The organism is Duganella sp. Dugasp78, assembly GCF_059491455.1.
On record NZ_CP168506.1, the window covers coordinates 3,932,268 to 3,954,408 of the forward strand.

The 22,141-nt window shown below is 65.0% G+C and carries 15 protein-coding genes; 13 read left to right on the forward strand and 2 right to left on the reverse strand.

The features are described 5' to 3' along the window. Positions 1 to 9 precede the first annotated feature (9 nt). Together zapE and ACEN9O_RS17430 are read left to right on the forward strand one after the other, a co-directional pair. Positions 10 to 1,107, forward strand: coding sequence for a cell division protein ZapE (zapE, locus tag ACEN9O_RS17425; protein ID WP_495613114.1), 1,098 nt, complete (start codon positions 10 to 12; stop codon positions 1,105 to 1,107). Between the two features lie 17 nt (positions 1,108 to 1,124). Then, positions 1,125 to 1,850, forward strand: coding sequence for a hypothetical protein (locus ACEN9O_RS17430; protein WP_495613115.1), 726 nt, complete (start codon positions 1,125 to 1,127; stop codon positions 1,848 to 1,850). Between the two features lie 101 nt (positions 1,851 to 1,951). Here the strand turns inward: ACEN9O_RS17430 and ACEN9O_RS17435 are convergent, their stop codons facing one another. Next, entirely contained in the window at positions 1,952 to 2,755 is an 804-nt protein-coding gene (locus tag ACEN9O_RS17435) for a PP2C family protein-serine/threonine phosphatase (protein WP_495613116.1), read from the reverse strand. A 148-nt stretch (positions 2,756 to 2,903) separates the two neighbouring features. Between ACEN9O_RS17435 and ACEN9O_RS17440 the strand changes: the two genes are divergently transcribed. Both ACEN9O_RS17440 and yoaA read left to right on the forward strand, forming a co-directional pair. Beyond that, a complete protein-coding gene (locus ACEN9O_RS17440; RefSeq protein ID WP_008450659.1) occupies positions 2,904 to 3,104 on the forward strand; it encodes a YdcH family protein in 201 nt (66 codons plus the stop codon). A gap of 41 nt (positions 3,105 to 3,145) precedes the next feature. Next, on the forward strand, positions 3,146 to 5,182 hold the full coding sequence (gene yoaA, locus ACEN9O_RS17445) for a DNA repair helicase YoaA (protein ID WP_495613117.1): 2,037 nt from the start codon (positions 3,146 to 3,148) through the stop codon (positions 5,180 to 5,182). Positions 5,183 to 5,316: 134 nt separating this feature from the next. Here the strand turns inward: yoaA and ACEN9O_RS17450 are convergent, their stop codons facing one another. After that, a complete protein-coding gene (locus tag ACEN9O_RS17450) occupies positions 5,317 to 6,291 on the reverse strand; it encodes an NADPH:quinone oxidoreductase family protein (RefSeq protein ID WP_495613118.1) in 975 nt (324 codons plus the stop codon). 179 nt (positions 6,292 to 6,470) lie between these two features. On the opposite strand from ACEN9O_RS17450, the gene ACEN9O_RS17455 reads away from it, so the two are divergent. From ACEN9O_RS17455 to pbpC, 9 genes are all read left to right on the forward strand, one after another. Then, the gene (locus ACEN9O_RS17455) at positions 6,471 to 7,076 is read left to right on the forward strand and encodes a toll/interleukin-1 receptor domain-containing protein (protein ID WP_495613119.1); all 606 of its coding nucleotides are present in this window, start codon (positions 6,471 to 6,473) and stop codon (positions 7,074 to 7,076) included. Positions 7,077 to 7,086: 10 nt separating this feature from the next. Then, positions 7,087 to 9,045: a KGGVGR-motif variant AAA ATPase gene (locus tag ACEN9O_RS17460; protein ID WP_495613120.1), complete on the forward strand. Its 1,959-nt coding sequence runs from the start codon at positions 7,087 to 7,089 to the stop codon at positions 9,043 to 9,045. Between the two features lie 69 nt (positions 9,046 to 9,114). Next, positions 9,115 to 9,852: a 5'/3'-nucleotidase SurE gene (surE, locus tag ACEN9O_RS17465; protein WP_495613121.1), complete on the forward strand. Its 738-nt coding sequence runs from the start codon at positions 9,115 to 9,117 to the stop codon at positions 9,850 to 9,852. Beyond that, positions 9,849 to 10,724: a protein-L-isoaspartate(D-aspartate) O-methyltransferase gene (locus ACEN9O_RS17470; protein WP_495613122.1), complete on the forward strand. Its 876-nt coding sequence runs from the start codon at positions 9,849 to 9,851 to the stop codon at positions 10,722 to 10,724. Before surE ends, ACEN9O_RS17470 begins: the two co-directional genes overlap by 4 nt. Before the next feature lie 29 nt (positions 10,725 to 10,753). Further along, positions 10,754 to 11,698 carry a peptidoglycan DD-metalloendopeptidase family protein gene (locus tag ACEN9O_RS17475; RefSeq protein ID WP_495613123.1) on the forward strand — a complete coding sequence of 315 codons (945 nt, stop codon included), beginning with the start codon at positions 10,754 to 10,756 and terminating at the stop codon, positions 11,696 to 11,698. Positions 11,699 to 11,705: 7 nt separating this feature from the next. Further along, positions 11,706 to 12,713 (forward strand): RNA polymerase sigma factor RpoS, encoded by a 1,008-nt coding sequence (rpoS, locus tag ACEN9O_RS17480; RefSeq protein WP_495613124.1) that lies wholly within the window; start codon positions 11,706 to 11,708, stop codon positions 12,711 to 12,713. 73 nt (positions 12,714 to 12,786) lie between these two features. After that, positions 12,787 to 14,127, forward strand: a complete 1,341-nt coding sequence (rlmD, locus tag ACEN9O_RS17485) for a 23S rRNA (uracil(1939)-C(5))-methyltransferase RlmD (RefSeq protein ID WP_495613125.1) — start codon at positions 12,787 to 12,789, stop codon at positions 14,125 to 14,127. An 89-nt stretch (positions 14,128 to 14,216) separates the two neighbouring features. Next, entirely contained in the window at positions 14,217 to 20,000 is a 5,784-nt protein-coding gene (locus ACEN9O_RS17490; protein WP_495613126.1) for an alpha-2-macroglobulin family protein, read from the forward strand. Next, complete coding sequence (gene pbpC, locus ACEN9O_RS17495; RefSeq protein WP_495613127.1) at positions 19,997 to 22,093, forward strand: penicillin-binding protein 1C; 2,097 nt, start codon at positions 19,997 to 19,999, stop codon at positions 22,091 to 22,093. The genes ACEN9O_RS17490 and pbpC overlap by 4 nt, the downstream gene beginning before the upstream one ends. Positions 22,094 to 22,141 lie beyond the last annotated feature (48 nt).

The following is a 22,141-nucleotide window of genomic DNA, read 5'->3' on the forward strand; positions in this document are numbered from 1 at the left end:
ATCGAACACATGAACGTCGAAGAGTTTTATCAGCATGCGCTGCAAGAGCGCAATTTCAAGGCCGATGCCGCCCAGCGCCGCGCGGTCGACCGCCTGCAGCTGTGCTATGACGAATGGGTGGCCTACAAGGGCCAGCGTTCCAGCACCTTCAAGCGGCTGATCAATCGTCCCGACGTGCCGAAGGGCGTGTACATGTGGGGGGGAGTGGGGCGCGGCAAGTCCTTCCTGATGGACAGCTTCTACTCGGTGGTGCCGCTGGTGCGCAAGACGCGCCTGCACTTCCACGAGTTCATGCGCGGCGTGCACCGCCAGCTCGACGAGCTGACCGGCGTCGCCAATCCGCTGGACGAGGTGGCCAAGCGCATCGCCAAGAAATACCGGCTGATCTGCTTCGACGAGTTCCACATCTCGGACGTGGCCGACGCCATGATCATGTACAACCTGTTGAGCGCACTGTTCGAGAACGGCGTGTCCTTCATCATGACCTCGAACTACGATCCGAAGCTGCTGTACCCGGACGGCCTGCACCGCGACCGCATCCTGCCGACCATCGCGCTGCTGTACGACAAGCTGGACGTGATGAACATCGACGCCGGCGTCGACTACCGCGGCCGCGCGCTGGAGCAGGTCGATTCCTACCTGACGCCGCTCAACGCCAACACCGACCGCGCGCTGCGCGAGGCCTACGCCAGCATCGCCGAGACCGCCGACGAGGATCCGGTGGTGCGCATCGAGGCGCGCGAGATCCGCGCGCTGCGCCGCGCCGGCACCATCATCTGGTTCGATTTCAACACCCTGTGCGGCGGTCCCCGCTCGCAGAACGATTACCTGGAAATCGCCAGCCGCTTCCATACCGTGATATTGTCCGGGATTCCGATGATGTCGGCCGCGATGTCGTCGGAGGCGCGGCGCTTTACCTGGCTGATCGACGTGTTCTACGACCAGGGCGTCAAGCTGCTGATGTCGGCCGAGGTGGAGCCGGAAGAGCTGTACACCAACGGCACGCTGGCCAACGAATTTCACCGCACGGTATCGCGCATCGTCGAGATGCAATCGCGCGAGTACATGGATAAAGAGCAGCGCGCAGCGGCCGGCGCGCTGGCGTGACGCAACAGGAAAAAAATATGAGACCAAGTTTGAAACCGCTGGGCGAGATGATCGCAGTCGCCGCGCTGGCGGCCCTGGCGGTGCTGGCCGCGCCGGTGCAAGCCCGGACCACCGAGCAGCAGCCGGCCGCCGCGCAGCAGACCCGCTCGGTCGAGCAGGCCAATGCCACGCTGGCCCAGGTGTACAAGGACCGGGCCGCCGTCCACGAGGAGTTCGCCGCGAGCGAGCGCGTGTGCTACACCAAGTTCTTCGTCAATCACTGCCTGGACCAGGCCAAGGAAAAGCGCCGCGCCGCGCTGGCCAGGCTGCGCGCCACCGAGGTGGAGGCCGAGCATTTCAAGCGCGCCGATTCGGTCGAGAAGCGCGATGCCGACCTGGCCGAGCGCGCCCGCAAGGATGCGGACGAGGCCGCGCAGCGCGCGACCCAGCCGCTGAAGGAACCCAAGGTCGTGGACGACACGCCGCGCCCGGCGCCGAACGGCGGCAAGGTGGTGGACCGCGAGGCCGAGCATGCGGCCAAGGTCAAGCGTCAGGAGGCGCAGGATGCGTCCGACGCCGGCAAGCGTGCCGCCAATGTCGTCGCGTTCGAGAAGAAAAAGGCCGAATCGGAAAAGCGCCAGGCCGAGGTGGCGAAGAAGAAGGCCGACAGCGACGCCCGGCGCGCCGTGCATGAGGAGTCCGAGAAGAAGAAAGCCGCCGCTGCCGAAGCCGCCGCTGCGGCGGCCTCGGCCAAGAAACAGTAACCGCGCGTCATCGTCATTCCCGCGCAGGCGGGAATCCATGCCGAGTTTGTCCGGGATGCGTTCCATGGGTTCCCGCTTTCGCGGGAGCGACATGCTTGGCATTAGATCGCGCGGCGCATTTTCTGGATGGTGTAGTTGGGGATTTCCTTGGGCTGCTCGACCAGCTTGATGATGGCCATGGAGCAGTTGTCGCCCTTGCCCTGGGCGCGTTCGCCGGCCTTGCTGATCAGGCGTTCGGCCGCCTGGCGCGGGGTGTTGCGCGCGATCACAGCCGCCAGTTCCGTATCCTTGAACAATTGCCACAGTCCGTCCGAGCACAGCAGGAAGGCATCGCCCGCCTGCAAGCCATCGTGGTAGCCCACCGTGACGAAGGGCGACTTGAAGCTGTTGCCCAGCGCGTTGTTGAGCAGCTTGGAGTTGCGATGTTTTCTCGCCGCTTCCAGCGGCAGATTGTCGTGCTTGACCAGGTGCTCGATATAGGCGCCGTCGTTGCTGCGCATGGCGCAGGTCTCGCCGGCGAAGCGGTACACCCGGGCATCGCCGACATGGGCCCACACCGCTTGGCCGGCCGGCGTGAGCACCATCAGCGCCAGCGCGCTTTGCGGCTCGGCGGTCTTGGCGATGGGATTCATCTTGATGACCTGGTGCGCTTCCTCGGCGATGGCGCGCATCAGCTCCTGCAGGCGCGGGATGCTGGGGGTGTCGCCGACCCGCATTTCGTCGAACAGGTGTTTGCTGGTCAACAGCACCTGGTCCGAGCCGATGGCGCTGGTGTTGCCATCGGCTAGCACGGCCATCACATAGCCGGGGGCCTGGGCGGCCGTGAACAGGGCCACCCGGTCGTTTTGTTGAGACCGGTTTCCGATGTGCTGGGCTGTGCCGGCTTCTATTTTGTATGCGCTCATATGCGACACTGTATCCTAGACGGCGGGTGAGCGATCATTATGTTGGCGACAAGCGCGCCGTAGATTAAACTATGCACCGTGTCGCAGTTTGTTTGCAATACGTTTGTTGTTCCGGCGAAACTATTTGTGTGAGTAAAGACTGAGAATTATGACTGATGTACAAGATATCCAGCGTCGTCTGATAGAACTCGACGTCGAACACCGCGATTTGGACGCGGTCATCGACATGCTCACGCTGGACGGTCATCACGACCAGCTGCAATTGCGTCGCCTGAAAAAGCGCAAGCTGCAATTGAAAGACCATATCACTCTGCTGAAAATGCAATTAGTGCCCGACGTTCCGGCCTGAGTCCGCTCAGTGCCACACGCAGCGCCACAACTAAGCTTACCTTGACCGAACACCTTCCCACGCCCGCCGACACCATCCCCGCCGTAGTCGGCGCCACGCCCGACCAGCCCCCCGGAAAACATGACGCCGAGGTCGAACGCCTGTTTGGCGCCGGCGGGCCGTTGGGGCCGGCTGTGGGCGAGTACCGTCCGCGCCGCTCGCAGACCGAGATGGCCAAGGCGGTGGCCGACGCCATCGCCAACCAGACCACGCTGATCGCCGAGGCCGGCACGGGCACGGGCAAGACCTTCGCCTACCTGGTGCCGGCGCTGCTGTGGGGCGGCAAGACCATCGTTTCCACCGGGACCAAGAACTTGCAGGACCAGCTGTTCCTGCGCGACATCCCGACCGTGCGCGCCGCGCTGCAGGCGCCGGTGTCGGTGGCGCTGCTCAAGGGGCGCTCGAACTACGTCTGCCATTACCACCTGGAACGCACGCTGCAGAACGGCCGCATGACCTCGCGCGACGACGTCGGCCACCTGCGCGAAATCTCGCGTTTCCTCAAGATGACCAGCTCCGGCGACAAGGCCGAGCTGGCCCGCGTGCCGGAAAACGCGCTGATCTGGAACCTGGTGACCTCGACCCGCGACAATTGCATGGGCGCCGAGTGCCAGTATTACCAGGATTGCTTCGTCATGAAGGCGCGCAAGGAGGCGCAGCAGGCCGATGTGGTGGTGGTCAACCACCACCTGTTCTTTGCCGACGTGGCGCTGAAGGATTCCGGCATCGCCGAGCTGCTGCCATCCGCCAACACGGTGATCTTCGATGAGGCGCACCAGCTGCCGGACACCGCCACCCTGTTCTTCGGCGACACGTTTTCAACCTCGCAAGTGCTGGAATTGTGCCGCGATGTGCTGGCCGAAGGCTTGTCCAACGCCCGCGACGGCGCCGACTGGGGCAAGGTGGTCACGGTGGTGGAGAAGGCCGCGCGCGACCTGCGCCTGACGTTCCCGCAGGATATCGTCCGTTTGTCGCTGCCGCAAATCGCGCCGTCGAGCGATTTTTTTCCGGCCTTGCAGACGCTCAAGGACGAGCTGGACGGCATGCTGGCGGTGCTGGAAACCCAGGCTGCCCGCGCGGAAACGCTGGAACAATGCCGCCAGCGCGGCCTGGAACTGGCGCAAAAGTTAGCGGATTGGAAATTCGATCCCAAGGCGCGGGTGGAAAAGGGCGCCGAGGCGGTGTTCTGGGTCGAGGCGTATGCCTCGTCCCTGCAGCTGCATAAGACACCTTTGTCGATCGCGCCTATCTTCAACGGCCAGCGCGAAGGCGTGCCGCGCAGCTGGATTTTCACCTCCGCGACCCTGGCGGTGAAGAACGATTTCAGCCATTTTTCCGAGCAGATGGGGCTGGACGGCGAGCCGTCGAAGACCTGGCCGAGCCCGTTTAATTACGAGCAGCAGGGGATTTTGTACGTCCCGCAGGGCTTGCCGGACCCGAATTCCATGGGTTACACCGACGCGGTGCTGGACCTGGCGCTGCCGGTTATCGAGGCGGCGGGCGGAAAAACTTTCCTTTTGTGCACCACTTTGCGCGCCGTCAAGCGTGCAGCCGAGCGTTTGCGCGACGAATTCGAGAAGCGCGGACTGCCGTATCCGCTGTTTGTACAGGGCGACAAGGGCCGTACCGAGTTGCTGGATCAGTTCCGCAAGGCTGGAAATGGCGTGCTGATCGGCTCGCAAAGCTTCTGGGAAGGCGTCGATGTGCGCGGCGACGCGCTGTCTTTAGTGATTATCGACAAGCTTCCGTTTGCGCCGCCGGACGATCCGGTGCTGGCCGCACGCATTGAAGTGATGGAAAAACAGGGCAAAAACGGCTTCATGCACCACACTTTGCCCGAGGCGATTATTAACCTGAAGCAAGGTGCTGGCCGTCTGATTCGCGATGAGGGTGATCGCGGCGTGCTGATGTTGTGCGATCCGCGGGTGATTTCCAAGCCGTATGGCAAGCGGATCTGGCAGAGTTTGCCGTCCTTCAAACGTACCCGCGAACAGGCTGAAGTGATCGAATTCTTCAAAAATAAGAATTCCGGTCAGTAACTTCTGGTATCAAAATCGCGGCCTGTCGTCCCCGCGAAAGCGGGGGGCCATACACAGTCCGGGCTGCCGCGTAGTCAGCATGGATTCCCGCCTGCGCGGGAAGTCATTTCCCCCAGTGGGGGAAATGACCGTGGTCAGGGCAAGATCACCACCTTGCCCGTGACCTTCCTGGCCGCCATGTCCTTGAGCGCTTGCGCGGTTTCCTCCAGCTTGTACCGGCCCGAAATATGCGGCTTGATCTTTCCCTCCTGCAACCATTCCATCAACTGGCGCATGCCGGCCAGGTTGGCCTTCGGCTCGCGTTTGACGAACTCGCCCCAGAACACGCCGACCAGTGACGCACCTTTGAGCAAGGTCAGGTTGAGCGGCAATTTCGGAATTTCACCGTTGGCAAATCCCACCACCAGATACCGGCCGCGCCATGCGATCGAGCGGAACGCCGGCTCCGCATATTCGCCGCCAACCGGGTCGTAAATCACGTCCGGCCCCTTGCCGCCGGTCGCCAGCTTGATCGCCTCGCGCAAATCCTCCTTGCTGTAGTTGATCAGCACGTCCGCACCGTGGTCTTTGCACACCGCCAGCTTCTCATCGGTCGAAGCGCAAGCAATGATGCGGGCTCCAAGGGCTTTGCCGATCTCGATCGCAGCCAGCCCGACACCGCCCGCCGCGCCAAGTACTAGCATGGTCTCGCCAGCTTTTAGCGCGGCACGGTCTACCACCGCGTGATGCGAGGTGCCGTAGGTGAGGGTGATGGCCGCTGCCGTGTCGAAATCTATGCCGGGCGGCATGGGTGCCAGGGCTTGCACAGGAGCCACTAGTTGTTGCCCAAAACCACCGGTCGAAGTGAAGGCGATGACCTGGTCGCCCGGCTTGAAGGTTGTCACATCGTCAGCAACCGAGCGCACCACGCCGGCTACTTCGCTGCCTGGAACGAAAGGCAATTCCGGCTTGAATTGATACTTGCCTTGAATGATGAGCACGTCTGGAAAGTTCACGCCAGCCGCCTTGACATCGATCACCACTTGTCCCGGACCGGCTTGCGGATCGGGCAATTCCTGGACGGCGAGGGTGTCCGGTCCACCCCAGGTTTGACATACGACAGCTTTCATTGTGGTCTCCTTGATTTAAAAATAGAACGGTCGTTAGATTTTTTATGATACCTGAAACCGCCACCCGTTTGCGCAAAGTTCGGTCTGCCGCACGTTTGCGTTCGCGCAAAGTGTCTGCTGAGTGGATTGTTAGAGTTGGTTAATCGCTGTGCCGCTACAGGTCAGCAACGGAGGATGTCATGACTATCCGTCACGGCTGTTTTTTCAGTTATGCGCACGGCCAGCACGCCTACATGAGCAAGTTTAAAAACGACTTGGTCGAGGCGCTCAAATGCTATCTGGAACCTCACTTCGACAACGAGAACGAACTCTTTGTTGATAGGGAGCAACTAGGTGGTGGCGACGACCTGGATCAAAAAATCGCGCGCGCGCTGTGTGAGAGCGTTTGCATGATTGTTATTTATACACCTAAATATGAGGCCCACGCTTACACGCGGCGCGAGTTTGCAGCAATGCAACTTATCGAGAACGAACGCAAGCTGTGGTATCCGCTGCCCAGCCACCTGATCATCCCCGTCATCATGACCCGTCACCCCGACGGTTTGCCGCCGCAAATTTCCGGGCCAGGCATGTATGTCGACTTTTCCCGCTACACGCTGGCCAGCGGCGACTTGAAAACCAATCCGGAGTTTCTCCCTGATATAGAAAAAATCGTCTTACGCATTGCCGAGCATTACCACTACCTAAAACGATGCACGCCGCCGGGGTATGACAGCAGCCGTTTTGTCATGCCGGAGATCCCGCCTGAATGGCGTGCACATCCTCCTCCACACTTCCCACGCTAAAAGGTTTGCCATGGATATCACCTTGTCGCTGCCGCCGTTGACTGGAACCGGCGAAGTTGTCACTTTCTATTCTTACAAGGGTGGTACGGGGCGCACGATGGCCCTGTCCAATATCGCGGTGTTGCTGGCGAGGCAACAGAACGCCACCACCCCGGTACTGATGATCGACTGGGACCTGGAGGCGCCGGGCCTGCACCATTATTTCGACCACCACGAGGAGGGGCCGGGGGTGCTGGAGCTGTTCGAGGCTTGCCGCGAGCAGCTGGCGCGCCGCCGCAAGGGGGCGGCCCTGCTGGACGAGGAGGAGTTGGCGCAGGAAGTGCTGGCTACCATTGGATGGGAGCAATATGTCAGCCGGGTCGACCAAAGCAGCCAGTTATACCTGATGCGTGCGGGCCGCTTCGACGACAGCTATGGCGAACGGCTGGCGGCGATGCATTGGGACGAGCTGTTCGATAGCTGTCCGGCGCTGTTCCGTTGCTTTGCCGATAATCTGGCGCGGCACTTCCGTTACGTGCTGGTCGATTCCCGCACCGGACGCACCGACAGCGCCGGCATCTGCACCACCTTGCTGCCGCGCAAGCTGGTGGTGGTGTTCACGCCCAACCGCCAAAGCCTGGAGGGCGTGCAGGCGCTGGTCACCCGCGCGGCCGCCTATCGCCGCAGTCACGAGGACGAACAGCGGCCATTACTGGTCTATCCTCTGCCATCGCGCATCGAAATGGGCGATAGCGCGCAGCGCGCCCAATGGCGGCGCGGCGATCCGGCGCAGCGCATACTGGGCTACCAGCCCATCTTCGAGCAGCTGCTCTGTTCCTGCTACGGCATGTCGCAGATGTCGCTGGACAGTTATTTCGACGAAGTGCAGCTGCAGCAGACGCGCACCTTCGCCTACGGCGAGCAATTGGCGGTACGCATGGATCAGGGCGGCGACCGCTTCTCGCTGACGCGCACCTTCGAAGCCTTCCTCGACTGGCTGGCCGGCGGTTACTTCCCCTGGCAATCGAGCCGCGAAATTCACCTGCTGGCCTCGATCGGCGATGCGCGCCGGGCGCTGGAGGAGGGCGGGGTGCGGGCGCTGTCGCAGCCGCTGGCACGCGACCTCAACCTGCTGGGCGAACTCTACCGCCGCGAGGGCCGGCAGCGGCAGGCGCTGGCGTGTTTCGAGGAAAGTATGAGCCTGCGCCAGCGTGGCCTGGGGGCCGACCACCCGGACACGCTGGCCAGCCAGAGCAACCTGGCCGGCGCCTTGCGCATGCAGGGCCAGCTGGACGAAGCGCAGTTCCTTGAGGAGTGCATCGTCGAAGCGCGCGAGCGCCTGCTGGGCGCGGAGCATCTCGATACCCTGGCGGCGCGCGCCAACCTGGCGGCCACGCTGGCCGAGCAGGGGCGCCCGGCCGAAGCGCTGGCCATGCTGGATGCCGTGCTGGACGCCTACTTGCGCCAGCTCGGCTCGGAACACCTGCTGACGCTGGCGTGCAAGGCGAGCCGGGCCGACATGCTGTTCCATCGCGGCGACACCGAGCACGCCCGCATCGCGCAGGAGCAGGTGCTGGCGGTGCGCAAGCGGCTGCTGGGCGCCGAACACGCCGACACGCTGCGCAGCAAGGGCGCGCTGGCCCGCACCCTGCTGCGGATGCAGGAGCTGGAGGCCGCCGGCAGCCTGTTCGACGCCGTGCTGCAGGCGCAAATCCGCCGCCTGGGGCCGGAACATCCGGAAACCCGCAAGGCGCGTGCCCAGCTGGCGGAGGTGCAGATGCTGCTGGGCGGTCCGATCAGCCGCATCGGCGAGCCGGCGCTGGTGCCGGAGCTGCATCAGGACGCGGCCGCGGCCGAGTATGGCGAGGCGCTGTCGCGGCCGTCGCGCCCGCGCAGCCGGCCCGGCCCCAGCGATCTGTGGACCCGCGCGGCCGACGAATTGCTGGCCCTGGACGGCCCGCTGTCCAGCTCCCGGCCACCGTCGCGCTAGCGCAAATTTATCTGGTTCCGGGCCCGCCGCGGCGCGCAGTCCGGCCATTGCTTCAGGTAAAATCTCTGTATGAGAATCCTGATCAGTAATGACGACGGCTACCTGGCGCCGGGCATCAACGCGCTGGCGGCAGCCTTGGCCCCCATCGCCGACATCGTGGTCGTGGCGCCGGACAGCAACCGCTCCGGCGCCTCCAATTCCCTGTCGCTGGACCGGCCCTTGTCGGTGCAGCAGGCCGCCAATGGTTTCTATTTTGTTAACGGCACGCCGACCGACTGCGTGCACGTGGCGTTGACCGGCATGCTGGACTACCGGCCCGACCTGGTGGTGTCCGGCATCAACAACGGCCCGAACATGGGCGACGACACGCTGTACTCCGGCACCGTTGCCGCCGCCACCGAGGGCTATCTGTTCGGCATCCCCGCCATCGCGTTCTCGCAGGGCGCCTACGGCTGGGAGCACATCGAGGATGCCGCCCGTCACGCGCGCGACATCATTCAGCGCTATTATGAAGCGTTGCCGGCGCCGTATCTGCTGAACGTCAACATCCCGAACCGGCCCTACGAGCAGCTGACGGTGCCGGTCGCCACGCGGCTGGGCCGGCGCCACCAGGCCGAGCCGGTGATACGGGCCCGGGACCCGCGCGGCAAGGAAATTTTCTGGATCGGCCCGCCGGGCGCGACCAGGGACGCCGGCGAGGGCACGGACTTCTTTGCCTGCGCCCAGGGCCGGACCTCGATCACGCCGCTGCAGATCGACCTGACCCACAAAACTCAACGCGATGCATTGGCAAAGGCCCTGGCATGAACGAGAAGAACCGTAGCTTTCCCCTCCCGCTATCCTCGGTAGTCGACAAGGGGGCCAAGAAGGCGACGGTGTTCGCGCCGGTGGCCACGCCGCAGACGGCGACCCAGAACGCGGCCCGCCACGTGGCGCCGCAGCACGGTTATGCCAACCCGCGGCCGGTGGCGGCGCCGTCCAAGTCGCACAGCTACGCCATGGAGCGGGCGCAGCCGGTGGCGGCGCCCGCGCCGCGCGGCAATCCGCTGGTGTCGGACGCGGTGCGCCGCGCCATGGTGCAGCGGATCGCCAGACAGGGCGTCAAGGATGCGGTGGTGCTGGGGGCGATGGAGAGCGTGCCGCGCCACCTGTTCATGGACGAGGCGCTGGCCTCGCAGGCGTATATCGACGCCTCGCTGCCGATCGGCCACCACCAGACCATCTCCCAGCCCTACATCGTGGCGCGCATGATCGAGGTGATGCGCAACGGCGGCCCCTTGCTGCGCGTGCTGGAGATCGGCACCGGCTGCGGCTACCAGGCGGCGGTGCTGTCCTGCGTGGCGCAGGAGGTGTATTCGATCGAGCGCATCAAGCCGCTGCACGAGCTGGCCAAGGCCAATCTGCGCCCGCTGCGCGTGCCGAACCTGCGTTTGCATTACGGAGATGGTATGCTAGGCCTGCCGCAAGCGGCGCCGTTCGACGGCATCATCCTGGCCGCCGCCGGCCTGGAGGTGCCGCAAGCACTGCTCGAGCAGCTGACCATAGGCGGTCGGCTGGTGGCGCCGGTGGGCGTCCGCGCGCAGCACCTGGAATTAATTACCCGCACCGGCAAGGCAGAATGGGCCAGCGTCACGCTGGAAGACTGCCATTTCGTGCCGCTGCGTCCGGGCACGGTCTGACGTGCCCGTACCATTAGACTAAGATGAGAATGACAAATAAAAGTAACTTGCTCGCAATGAGCTTTGCGCTCGCTTTATTGAGCGCCTGCAGCACCACCCCGAATCAGGCACCGGTCGTCGACCGCACCGTGCCGCCGCCAGTCAAGACCGCCACCCCGAGCGAAACGGCGCAGATCGCCCGCGACGAGCGCGGCCTGTACACCGTCAGGAAGGGCGATACGCTGATCCGCATCGCGCTCGAATACGGCCAGAACTACCGCGACCTGGTGACCTGGAACAACCTGGCCAATCCGAACGACATCAAGGTGGACCAGGTGCTGCGCGTGCTGCCGCCAGACAGCGCGGCTGCCGGCGTGCAGACCGGCGCCATCGTCATGCCGCCGGTGGAGAAGACGCCGCCACCGCCGCCGGTGATCAAGAAAACCGAACCCAAGGGCGAGAAGAAGCCGTACTCGGACAGCGCGCTGGCCGAGTTGCAGCGGCCCGACAGCAACGGCGGCGCCAAGGCCGAAGCCAGCGTCAAGCCGGCCCCGGCGCCATCGCCCGCCGTGGTTGCCGCGCCGCCGGCCGTCGCCTTACCCAGCGCCAGCGCCAGCGTCGACGAGGAAAAACTGAGCTGGATGTGGCCGTCCGAGGGCCGCGTCATCGCCACCTTCGACGAGGGCAAGAACAAGGGCGTGGATATCGCCGGCAAGGCGGGCCAGCAAGTCGTGGCTGCCGGGGCCGGAAAAGTGATGTATGCCGGCAGCGGCATCCGTGGTTATGGTAATCTCGTTATTGTGAAGCACAGTAATAGCTTGTTGTCGGCCTACGCCCACAATCGCACCATTGTGGTCAAGGAAGGCCAGAGCGTGACCAAGGGACAAATGATTGCTGAAATGGGCGATTCGGATGCCGATTCCGTCAAGCTGCACTTTGAGATCAGGCAGCAGGGCAAACCGGTGGACCCGTCCAGATTCCTGCCTAACCGCTAGCTGAACCATGACACAGACGCCGCACAACCCGATGGATGACGACTCGGCCCCGGACGAATTCCCGGACGAGAGCAATGATGATGTCGCCATCGAAGCTGCGGACGGCGAGGCGGAGACCGCCGAACCGGGCACGGTGCTGGAAAGCGTCGACGAACTGAAGAAAGTGCTGGCGGCCGAGCTGTCGACCGACACCACCCAGCACTACCTGAACCAGATCGGCACCCGGCCGCTGCTGACGGCGCCGCAGGAAGTGCACTACGCCACGCTGGCCAAGGCCGGCGACTTCAGCGCCCGCCAGACCATGATCGAACACAACCTGCGGCTGGTGGTCTCGATCGCCAAGCACTACATCAACCGCGGCGTGGTCCTGCTCGACATGATCGAGGAGGGCAACATCGGCCTGATGCGTGCCATCGACAAGTTCGAGCCGGAGCGCGGCTTCCGCTTCTCCACCTACGCCACCTGGTGGATACGCCAGAGCATCGAGCGCGCCATCATGAACCAGGCCCGCACGGTGCGCCTGCCGGTGCACATGGTGCGCGAGCTGAACCAGATCCTGCGCGGCAAATACCACCTCGAAGCCCAGCACCACAACGGCAAGGACGCCACCGCCGAGGACATCGCCGAGCTGGTCGGCCGTCCGGTGGAGGAGGTGCAGGACATCCTGGCGCTGTCCGAGCACGCGACCTCGCTCGATGCGCCGCTGGACAACGATCCGCAATCGTCGCTGATGGACATGCTGCCCGGCGACGCCGACGACAGCCCCGACGCCCGCGCCGAGCACCACGAGATGACCCTGCTGGTGCGCGACTGGCTGACCAAGCTGCCCGACAAGCAGCGCATCGTCATCATGCGCCGCTTTGGCCTCGACAACGACGACCCGGCCACGCTGGAAACCCTGGCCGAGGAAATGGGCGTCACCCGCGAGCGCGTGCGCCAGATCCAGCAGGAAGCGCTGGTCAAGCTGAAACGGGCCATGGCCGCGCGCGGCGTGGTGCGCGATTCCCTGCTATAGTTCCCTTCTGCTATGATGTCGGCCCGGCACGGGAGTGCCCGCGCCAGCCATTCCCAATTCAACATTGAACGTTATGCAAGAAAATACTATCTTCATCAAGTCGCTCGACATGGACGCCCGCGGCGTCGGCCATCTGGAAAATGAAGACGGCTCCCAGGGTAAAGTGGTGTTTGTCGAAGGCGCCTTGCCGGGCGAGACGGTGACATTCACCACGTTCAAGAAGAAGAAAAACTGGGAAATGGCGCGCATGGACGAGCTGCTGCACGAATCCCATATGCGGGTGAAGCCGAAGTGCGCGCACTTCGACATGTGCGGCGGCTGCTCGATGCAGCATCTGGAGCCGACCGCGCAGGTGGCGATCAAGCAGCGCGTGCTGGAGGATAACCTGCAGCATATCGGCAAGGTCCGTCCGCTGACGGTGATGCGCCCGATGTACGGCCCGACCTGGGGCTACCGCTACCGCGCCCGCCTGTCGGTGCGCCACGTGGCGAAGAAGAACACGGTGCTGGTCGGCTTCAAGGAAAAGCGCTCGATCTTCGTGGCCGACATCCAGAGCTGCGAGATCCTGCCCAAGCACGTGTCGGACCTGCTGCTGCCGCTGCGCGCGCTGATCGGCTCGCTGACCCTGTTCGACCAGATTCCGCAGATTGAAGTGGCGATCGGCGAGGGCATGACCGCGCTGGTGCTGCGCATCATGGCGCCGCTGGGCGGCGGCGACGACGCCAAGCTGAAGGCCTTCGCCGACCAGCACGGGATCCAGTTTTGGCTGCAAACCAAGGGCCCGGAAACGGCCGCGCCTTACTACCCGCTGGGCCAGGAACTGCACTACCTGCTGCCGGAATTCGGCATCAAGATGCCGTTCAAGCCGGTCGACTTCACGCAGGTGAACCACTACATCAACCGCGTGCTGGTGGCCAAGGCCCTGCGCCTGCTGGACGTGCAGCCGGAAGACCGCGTGGCCGACCTGTTCTGCGGCCTGGGCAACTTCACGCTGCCGCTGGCGACGCAGGCGCGCGAAGTGGTGGGCATCGAAGGCGCGACCTCGCTCACCGAGCGCGCGCTGGAGAACGCCAAGGCCAATGGCCTGTCGCACAAGACCACCTTCTACACCCGCAACCTGTTCGAGGTCACGGCCGATCACCTGATCGAGCTGGGCAAGTTCGACCGCATGCTGATCGACCCGCCGCGCGACGGCGCCATGGCGCTGAGCGAAGCGCTGGTGGCCCTGAGCCAGACCCGCGCCGACCTGCTGCCCAAGCGTATCGTCTACGTCTCGTGCAGCCCGTCGACCTTGGCGCGCGACGCCGGCATCCTGGTCAACGCCGGCTATGTGCTCGACAAGGCTGGCGTGGTGAATATGTTCCCGCACACCTCGCACGTTGAATCGATGGGCGTGTTCAATCTGGCTGAATAAGCTGGCCTGATGTTTTTTCGGTAATATTGTTGACTTTGCCGGAGGCGTTTGCAACACTGGTCTGATTCCCCTTCAGCACCGGAGTTGGCATGCGCCTCCTGTCCCGCTTTATCAGCATGGCCGCCTTGTGCAGCCTGCCGCTGGCCGTCCTGGCCCAAACTTCCGTCACCTCCTTTTCCCCCAGCGGCATCGTCAAAGGCGTGCGACAGGCGACTGCGCGCTTCAGCGGCCAGATGGTCCCGCTGGGCGACATGCGCCTGGGCGATCCGTTCACCGTCGACTGTCCGGAAGAGGGCAAGGGCCGCTGGATCGACGGCAAAAACTGGAGCTACGATTTCGTCCGCGACCTGCCGGCCGGCGTGGCCTGCAGCTTCACACTGAAGCCGGACGCCAAGGATCTGGCGGGCAAGCCGCTCATCGGCGAACGCCGTTTCGCCTTTAATACCGGCGGCCCCGCCATCGTGCAGTCGGCGCCGCGTGAAGGCGCGGCGGATATCGACGAGCAGCAGATCTTCATCCTCGGCCTGGACGCGCCGGCCAGCGACGAAACCGTCGCCGCCCATGCCTGGTGCCGCGCCGAGGGCATCAACGAAAAAATCGGCGTGCGCGTGCTGGCCGGCGCGGAACGCGAGCAGGTACTGGAACAGCGCAAGTCCTTCATGGACCGCTACCTGACGATCTATTTCAAGGCGCGCGGCGTGGTGTGGGGCGCGACGGCGACGGTGCGCAGCAAGCGCCTGGAAAAGCTGCCACTGGCAGTCCTGCAATGCAAGCGCCGCCTGCCTGCGAACGTGGAAGTGTCGCTGATCTGGGGCGCCGGCATCGCCGCAGACAGCGGCATCGCGACGACGCAGGACCAGACCTGGTCGTACAAGACGCGGCCCGAATTCACCGCCAAGTTCAGTTGCGACAGGCTGAAATCCGACGGCGGCTGCATCCCCTTCCTGCCGGCGCGCGTGGAGTTCACGGCGCCGATCCGCATGGCCGATGCGCTGGCCGTCAAGTTGACCGGCCCTGGCGGCAAAGTCTACAAGGCCAGCGTCAACAAGGAAGACGCCAAGGCCGATTTCGTCAACTTGCTGAGCATCGAAGGCCCGTTCCCTGAAAAATCCAAACTGATGCTGTCGCTGCCGGCCGGCTTGAAAGACGACGCCAACCGCCCCTTGCTGAATCAGGCGCGCTTCCCGATGACAGTGCAGACGGATGTGCAGCCGCCGCTGGTCAAGTTCCCGGCGCGCTTCGGCATCATCGAGGCCAAGGGCGACCGCCTGCTGCCCGTCACTGTGCGCAATATCGAAGGCAGCCTGGCCGGGCGCACCTCGCGGGTCGATGGCGCGGCCTTGCGCGTCAACGACGGCGGCGTCGCGCAGGATGAGCAGGACCGGCAGATCATGTCCTGGCTGCGCCGCATGGCCGGCTATGGCTGGGAACCGCAGGAGCTGTATGGCGACGCCTTGTACAAGCCGCTGCTGGGCGAGAGCAGGAAGGCGCCAGTGGGCGCGGTCGAGCGCTTCGCCATGCCCAAGCCGGGCGGCCGGCAGGCGTTTGAAGTGGTCGGCATCCCGTTGCGCAAGCCTGGCTTCTACGTGGTCGAACTGGCCAGCCCCAAGCTGGGCGCGGCGCTGAACGACAAGCCATCCACCGCCTATATCAGCACGGCGGCGCTGGTGACCAATATGGTGGCGCACTTCAAGCGCGGCGCGCAGTCGTCGCTGGTGTGGGTGACGTCGCTGGACAAGGGCAAGCCGGTGCCGCAAGCGCAAGTGACGGTGCGCGATTGCGCCGGCAAGCAGCTGTGGCAGGGCGTCACCGACAGCATGGGCGTGGCCAGCATCGCACACGAGCTGCCCGAGAGTAGTTGCGAATCGGCCAGCGGTTACTTCATCAGCGTGCGCAATGGCGCCGACATGACCTTTACGCTCTCCAGCTGGACGCGCGGCATCGAGAGCTGGCGCTTCAACCTGCCGACCGAAGGCAGCGCCGCCGACACCGTCATCGCTGCCACGGTATTCGACCGCACACTGCTGCGCGCCGGCGAGACGGTGCACATGAAGCACTTCCTGCGCCGCCATGTCGAGCAGGGCATCGCGCTGGTCGGCGCGAGCGACGCGCCGCGCAAGGACAAGCGCCACTGGCGCGCGCAGCAGCTGACGGCGGAAGAGCGCAAGGCCCAGCCGGGCAGCATCTTCGTCATGCACGAAGGGAGCGAGCAGAAATACGAACTGCCGATCGCCTGGAGCGCCAACGGCAGCGCAGAAAACCAGTGGGCGATTCCGGCCGACGCCAAGCAGGGCTGGTACACCGTCTTGCTCGGCGGCCGCACTGCGGGGCGCTTCCGCGTCGAGCAGTTCCGCGTGCCGACCATGAAGGCCATCCTGCAAGGACCGAAGACGCCGGCCATCCAGGCATCTGCGGTGGATCTGGATGTGCAGCTCAGTTATCTGTCCGGCGGCGCAGCGGGCGGCGCGGCGGTGCAGCTGCGCACCGTGGTGCAGGACAAGGCAGTCAGCTTCGAAGACTATGCGGACTTCACCTTCAACGCTGGCGACGTCAAGGTCGGCGTCGAGCGCAGCAACGGCGCCTTCGATGAAGACGAGGGCATGTTCGAGGAAGGCGAGGCCGATGCCGACCCCTCCGGCGGCGCGGTCAGCAGCCCATCCGGCATCAGGACCCGCAACCTCACGCTGGACAAGGCCGGCGGCGCGCGCGTCACGCTGGACCAGTTGCCGAAGGTGCAAACAGCGCATGACCTGACGGCCGAAATGTCCTACCAGGACGCCAACGGCGAAACGCTGTCCGTCTCCACCCGCATACCCTTGTGGCCATCCAGCTATGTGATTGGCCTCCAGCCGGATGGCTGGGCGCTGAGCAAGGATGCGCTGAAATTCCAGGTGGTGGTGCTGGACCTGCAAGGCAAGCCGGTGGCCGATGCCCCGGTGTCGGTGGACTTCTTCCAGCGGCAATCGTACTCGCATCGACGGCGTTTGATCGGCGGCTTCTACGCCTACGAGAACAACAACGAAGTCAAGGCGCTGGGCTCCGCCTGCGAAGGCAGGACCGATAACAAGGGCCTGCTGATCTGCCAGGTCAAGGCGCCCGCATCGGGCAACCTGATCCTGCGCGCCAAAACGCAGGACAACCAGCAGCGCGTGGCGATGACCAACCGCGAAACCTGGGTGGCCGACGGCGCCGACTGGTGGTTCAACGCCACCGACAACGACCGCATCGACCTGCTGCCGGAGAAAAAGCGCTACGAGCCGGGCGACACGGCCAGCTTCCAGGTGCGCATGCCGTTCCGCGAAGCGACCGCGCTGATCACCGTCGAGCGCGAAGGCATCATCGATACCTATGTGCGTCCGTTGTCGGGCAGCGCGCCGGTATTTACCATCCCGGTCAAGAACAGCTACGCGCCCAACGTCTACGTGTCGGCACTGGTGGTGCGCGGCCGCGTCGCCAGCGTGCGGCCGACCGCGCTGGTCGATCTGGGCAAGCCTGCCTACAAGCTGGGCATCGCGCCGTTGCGTGTGGGCTGGTCGGCCAATGAGTTGAAGGTGCAGGTCACCGCCGACAAGCCGGTCTACAACATCCGCGACCAGGCCACTGTGGCGGTCAAGGTCACGCGCGCGGACGGCTCGGCGCCGCCCGCAGGCGCCGAGGTGGCGCTGGCGGCGGTCGATGTCGGCCTGCTGGAGCTGATGCCCAACACCAGCTGGGATTTGCTGGAAGCGATGATGCAGCAGCGTAGCCTGCAAGTGGAGACGGCGACCGCGCAGATGCAGGTGGTCGGCAAGCGCCACTTCGGCCGCAAGGCCGTGCCGCACGGCGGTGGCGGCGGCAAGGGCGCGGGGCGCGAGCTGTTCGACACGCTGCTGTTCTGGAAAGGCCGCGTCACGCTGGACGCCAACGGCGAAGCGACGGTACAGGTGCCGATTAACGATTCGCTGACGGCCTTCCGCATCGTCGCCATCGCCAGCGCCGATGCCGATTTGTTCGGCACCGGCCGCACCGAGGTGCGTAGCTCGCAGGATTTGATCCTGCTGTCCGGCCTGCCCGCGCTGGTGCGCGAGGGCGATCGCTTCCGCGCCGGCTTCACGCTGCGTAATACCACCAATGCCGCCGTCAAGGTCACGTTGACCGCCAATGCGGGTGGCAAGGCGCTGGCGCCGCAGCAGGTGTCGCTGGAGGCCGGCCAGGCGCAGGATATCGGCTGGGATTACCAGGTGCCGCTGTCCGTGAGCACGCTGGCATGGGACGTGAGCGCCAGCATCGTCACCGAAGGCGAGGGCGGCCCGGCCTCGCGCGACCGTCTGAAGGTCAAGCAGAAGGTGGTGGCCGCCGTGCCGGTGCGCACCACGCAGGCGACCTTGCTGCAGCTGGACGGCAAGCAGTCCATGCAGGTGCGCCTGCCGGATGGCGCTGTGCCGGGACGCGGCGGCGTGCAGGCGCAGTTCAGCGCCAGGCTCGGTGGCGAGCTGCCGGGCGTGCGCGACTACATGAGCGCTTATCCTTACCGCTGCTTCGAGCAGGTCAGCTCGCGCGCCATCGCGCTGCACGACAAATCGATGTGGCAGTCGGCGGTCGATACGCTGCCGGCGCATCTGGACGCCGACGGCCTGGTCAAGTACTTCGCCAGCATGCAGCAGGGTTCCGACACCTTGACCGCCTATGTCTTGTCGGCCTCGCAGGAAGCCGGCTACGCTATTCCCGATGAATTGAAGGGCCGCATGGAGACCGGGCTGATGGCCTTCGTGCAGGGCAAGGTGACGCGCTACTCGTCGCTGCCGACCGCCGACCTGGCGATCCGCAAGGTGGCCGCGCTGGAGGCGCTGTCGCGCTCCAACGGCATCCTGCCGGAGGCGGTGGAGTCGTTCTCCATTGAGCCGAATCTGTGGCCGACGTCCGCCGTCATCGACTGGTACCTGGTGCTCAAGCGCTCGCCCAAGCTGCCGCAGCACGCGCAGCGGCTGGCGCAGGCGGACCAGATCCTGCGTTCGCGCCTGAACCTGCAAGGCACGACGATGGGCTTCTCGACCGAGCGTACCGACGACTGGTGGTGGCTGATGGCCTCTGCCGACAGCAACGCCAACCGGCTGCTGCTGGCGATGGTGGACAACCCGGCCTGGAAGGACGATATCGGCCGCCTGGCGCGCGGCGCGCTGGGGCGCCAGAAGAAGGGCCGCTGGGGCACGACGGTGGCCAATGCCTGGGGCGTGCTGGCGATCGACCGGTTCTCGCAGAAATTCGAGAACGTGGCGGTGACCGGCACCAGCAGCGCCACGCTGGGACAGGCCAGCAAGAGCATCGCCTTCGGCGGCGCGACCAAGGGCGGCAGCGTGATGCTGCCGTGGCCACGCGGCAGCGGCGAGCTGGAACTGGTTCACGCCGGCGCCGGCAAGCCGTGGGTAACGGTGCAGACGCTGGCCGCGCTGCCGCTCAAGACGCCGGTATCGAGCGGCTACAAGATCGCCAAGACCATCACGCCGGTGGAGCAGAAGAAGGCCGGCGTCTGGTCGCGTGGCGACGTCTATCGCGTGCATCTGGATTTGGAAGCGCAGTCGGACATGACCTGGGTGGTGGTCGACGATCCTATCCCGGCCAGCGCCACGGTGCTGGGTTCGGGCCTGGGACGCGATTCGCAGCTGCTCAGCAGCGGCAACAAGAGCAGCGGTTGGGCGTGGCCGGTGTTCGAGGAGCGCGGCTTCGAGGGCTATCACGCGTTCTACCAGTTTGTCCCGAAAGGCAAATGGAGCGTGGAGTACACTGTGCGCTTGAATAATCCGGGCCAGTTCAACCTGCCGGCCACGCGCGTCGAAGCGATGTACAGCCCGGAGATGTTTGGCGAAGCGCCGAATGCACCGATGACCGTGAAATGAAACTGATTGCAGCAACCCTGCTGGCGCTGGCCGGCGCCGCGCAAGGAGCCGAGGCTTTCAGCGTGCCAACGCCGGAGCAGGTGCGTGCCGGCTACCGCCCGTCGGAAGCCCAGCTGCTGGACCGCCACGGCCAGCCGGTGCAGTCGCTGCGCATCGACATGAAGGTGCGCCGGCTATCGTGGGTGGCGCTGGCCGACATCTCGCCCAGCCTGGCGGCGGCGGTGCTGCAGGCCGAGGACCAGCGCTTCTATGAACACGGAGGCGTCGACTGGAGCGCGGCCACCAAGGCTGCCTGGGACAATCTGTTCCGCAGCCGTCCGCGCGGCGCATCCACCATCACCATGCAACTGGCGGCGCAGCTGGATCCGCATCTGCAAGCGTCGGCCAAGGGCCGCAGCTGGGGCCAGAAGTGGGACCAGATCAAGGCCGCCCGCCAGCTCGACGCGACGTGGACCAAGCCGCAGATCATGGAAGCCTATCTGAACCTGGTCTCGTTCCGCGGCGAGCTGCAAGGTGTGGGCGCGGCGGCGCGCGGCCTGTTCGGCAAGGCGCCGTCGGGATTGAACCTGACCGAATCGATGATTCTTGCCAGCCTGCTGCGCGGGCCGGGCGCGGCGCCCAAGGTGGTGTGGCAGCGCGCGTGTACGCTGTCGCGCGAGCTCAGGGCGCCGGCCACCTGCAGCGAGATCGAGCTGCGGACCATGGTCGCGATGAGCCGCCCCTTGCTGTCGGCGGAATTGCCGCCGGCGCCGCAGGTGGCGCAACAGCTGCTGACCAGCGGCGGGCAGTCGGTGCGCAGCACGCTCGATGGCGATTTGCAGCGTTACGCACAAACGGCCTTGCGCCAGCAGCTGATGTCCCTGAGGGAACGCAACGTCAACGACGGCGCGTTGGTGGTGCTGGATAACGCCAGCGGCGAGATCCTGGCCTATGTCGGCAATGCCGGCGGTGGCGAGGTCGATGGCGTGGCCGCGTTGCGGCAGGCCGGCTCCACGCTCAAGCCTTTCCTGTATGAGCTGGCGCTGGAGCGCAAGCTGATCACGGCGGCGTCGGTGATGGACGATACGGCGATCGATATCTCCACGCCGTCCGGCTTCTACATCCCGCAGAACTATGACAAGGACTTCAAAGGCCACGTCAGCGTGCGCACCAGTCTTGCCAGTTCGCTCAACGTGCCGGCGGTGCGCACGCTGGTGATGACCGGCATGGAGCGCTTCTACGAACGCCTGCATGATGTGGGGCTGAGCAGCCTGACCGAGTCGCCGGACTATTATGGTTATTCGCTGGCGCTGGGTTCCGCCGAGGTGACGCTGCTGGAGTTGAGTAACGCCTACCGCACGCTGGCCAACGGCGGCATGTACGGCGCGGTGACGCTGGCGCCACGCGCCGGCGCCGCGCCTTCGCCGGCACCGCGCCGGGTGCTCGATGCCAGGGGCGCCTTCATCGTCAGCGACATCCTGTCCGACCGCGCCGCGCGCAGCCTGACCTTCGGCCTGAAGAACGAGTTGGCCACGACTTTCTGGAGCGCGGTCAAGACCGGCACCAGCAAGGACATGCGCGACAACTGGTGCATGGGTTACTCGGACCGATACACAGTCGGCGTCTGGGTTGGCAATTTCGACGGGCAGTCGATGTGGGATGTTTCCGGCGTCACCGGCGCGGCGCCGGTGTGGCGCGACGTAATGGACTACCTGCACCGCGGCCAGGCCAGCCTAGCGCCGCAACCGCCGGCGGGCGTGCTGCGCCAGCAGATCGTCTACCAGCCGGCGCTGGAATCGGCGCGCGGCGAATGGTTCATCGCCGGCACCGAAACCCCGGTCATCGCATTGGTGCAGGACACGCAGCGCGCGCCCAAGATCCTGTATCCGGGCGAGGCCAGCATCATCGCCATCGACCCCGACATCCCGGACGCCATCCAGCGCGTCTTCTTCCAGGCCCAGGCAGGGAAGGGCCTGCGCTGGCGCCTGGACGGCGCCGATCTTGGCCAGGCCGGTGCCGACTACGCCTGGCGCCCTGTCCCCGGCCCGCATCAACTAGCCCTGATCGACGCCAACGCCCAAGTCATCGCCACCACCCGCTTTCACGTTCGCTAAAAAATGGGGTCAAGTCTGACATTCGGACACGGCCTCTGCCGTAGCGGC

Coding starts and splice junctions, on each gene's coding strand:
- zapE (WP_495613114.1), top strand. CDS start 10: ATGAACGTCGAAGAGTTTTATCAGCATGCGCTGCAAGAGCGCAATTTC.
- ACEN9O_RS17430 (WP_495613115.1), top strand. CDS start 1,125: ATGAGACCAAGTTTGAAACCGCTGGGCGAGATGATCGCAGTCGCCGCG.
- ACEN9O_RS17435 (WP_495613116.1), bottom strand. CDS start 2,755: ATGAGCGCATACAAAATAGAAGCCGGCACAGCCCAGCACATCGGAAAC.
- ACEN9O_RS17440 (WP_008450659.1), top strand. CDS start 2,904: ATGACTGATGTACAAGATATCCAGCGTCGTCTGATAGAACTCGACGTC.
- ACEN9O_RS17450 (WP_495613118.1), bottom strand. CDS start 6,291: ATGAAAGCTGTCGTATGTCAAACCTGGGGTGGACCGGACACCCTCGCC.
- ACEN9O_RS17455 (WP_495613119.1), top strand. CDS start 6,471: ATGACTATCCGTCACGGCTGTTTTTTCAGTTATGCGCACGGCCAGCAC.
- ACEN9O_RS17460 (WP_495613120.1), top strand. CDS start 7,087: ATGGATATCACCTTGTCGCTGCCGCCGTTGACTGGAACCGGCGAAGTT.
- surE (WP_495613121.1), top strand. CDS start 9,115: ATGAGAATCCTGATCAGTAATGACGACGGCTACCTGGCGCCGGGCATC.
- ACEN9O_RS17470 (WP_495613122.1), top strand. CDS start 9,849: ATGAACGAGAAGAACCGTAGCTTTCCCCTCCCGCTATCCTCGGTAGTC.
- ACEN9O_RS17475 (WP_495613123.1), top strand. CDS start 10,754: ATGACAAATAAAAGTAACTTGCTCGCAATGAGCTTTGCGCTCGCTTTA.
- rpoS (WP_495613124.1), top strand. CDS start 11,706: ATGACACAGACGCCGCACAACCCGATGGATGACGACTCGGCCCCGGAC.
- rlmD (WP_495613125.1), top strand. CDS start 12,787: ATGCAAGAAAATACTATCTTCATCAAGTCGCTCGACATGGACGCCCGC.
- ACEN9O_RS17490 (WP_495613126.1), top strand. CDS start 14,217: ATGCGCCTCCTGTCCCGCTTTATCAGCATGGCCGCCTTGTGCAGCCTG.
- pbpC (WP_495613127.1), top strand. CDS start 19,997: ATGAAACTGATTGCAGCAACCCTGCTGGCGCTGGCCGGCGCCGCGCAA.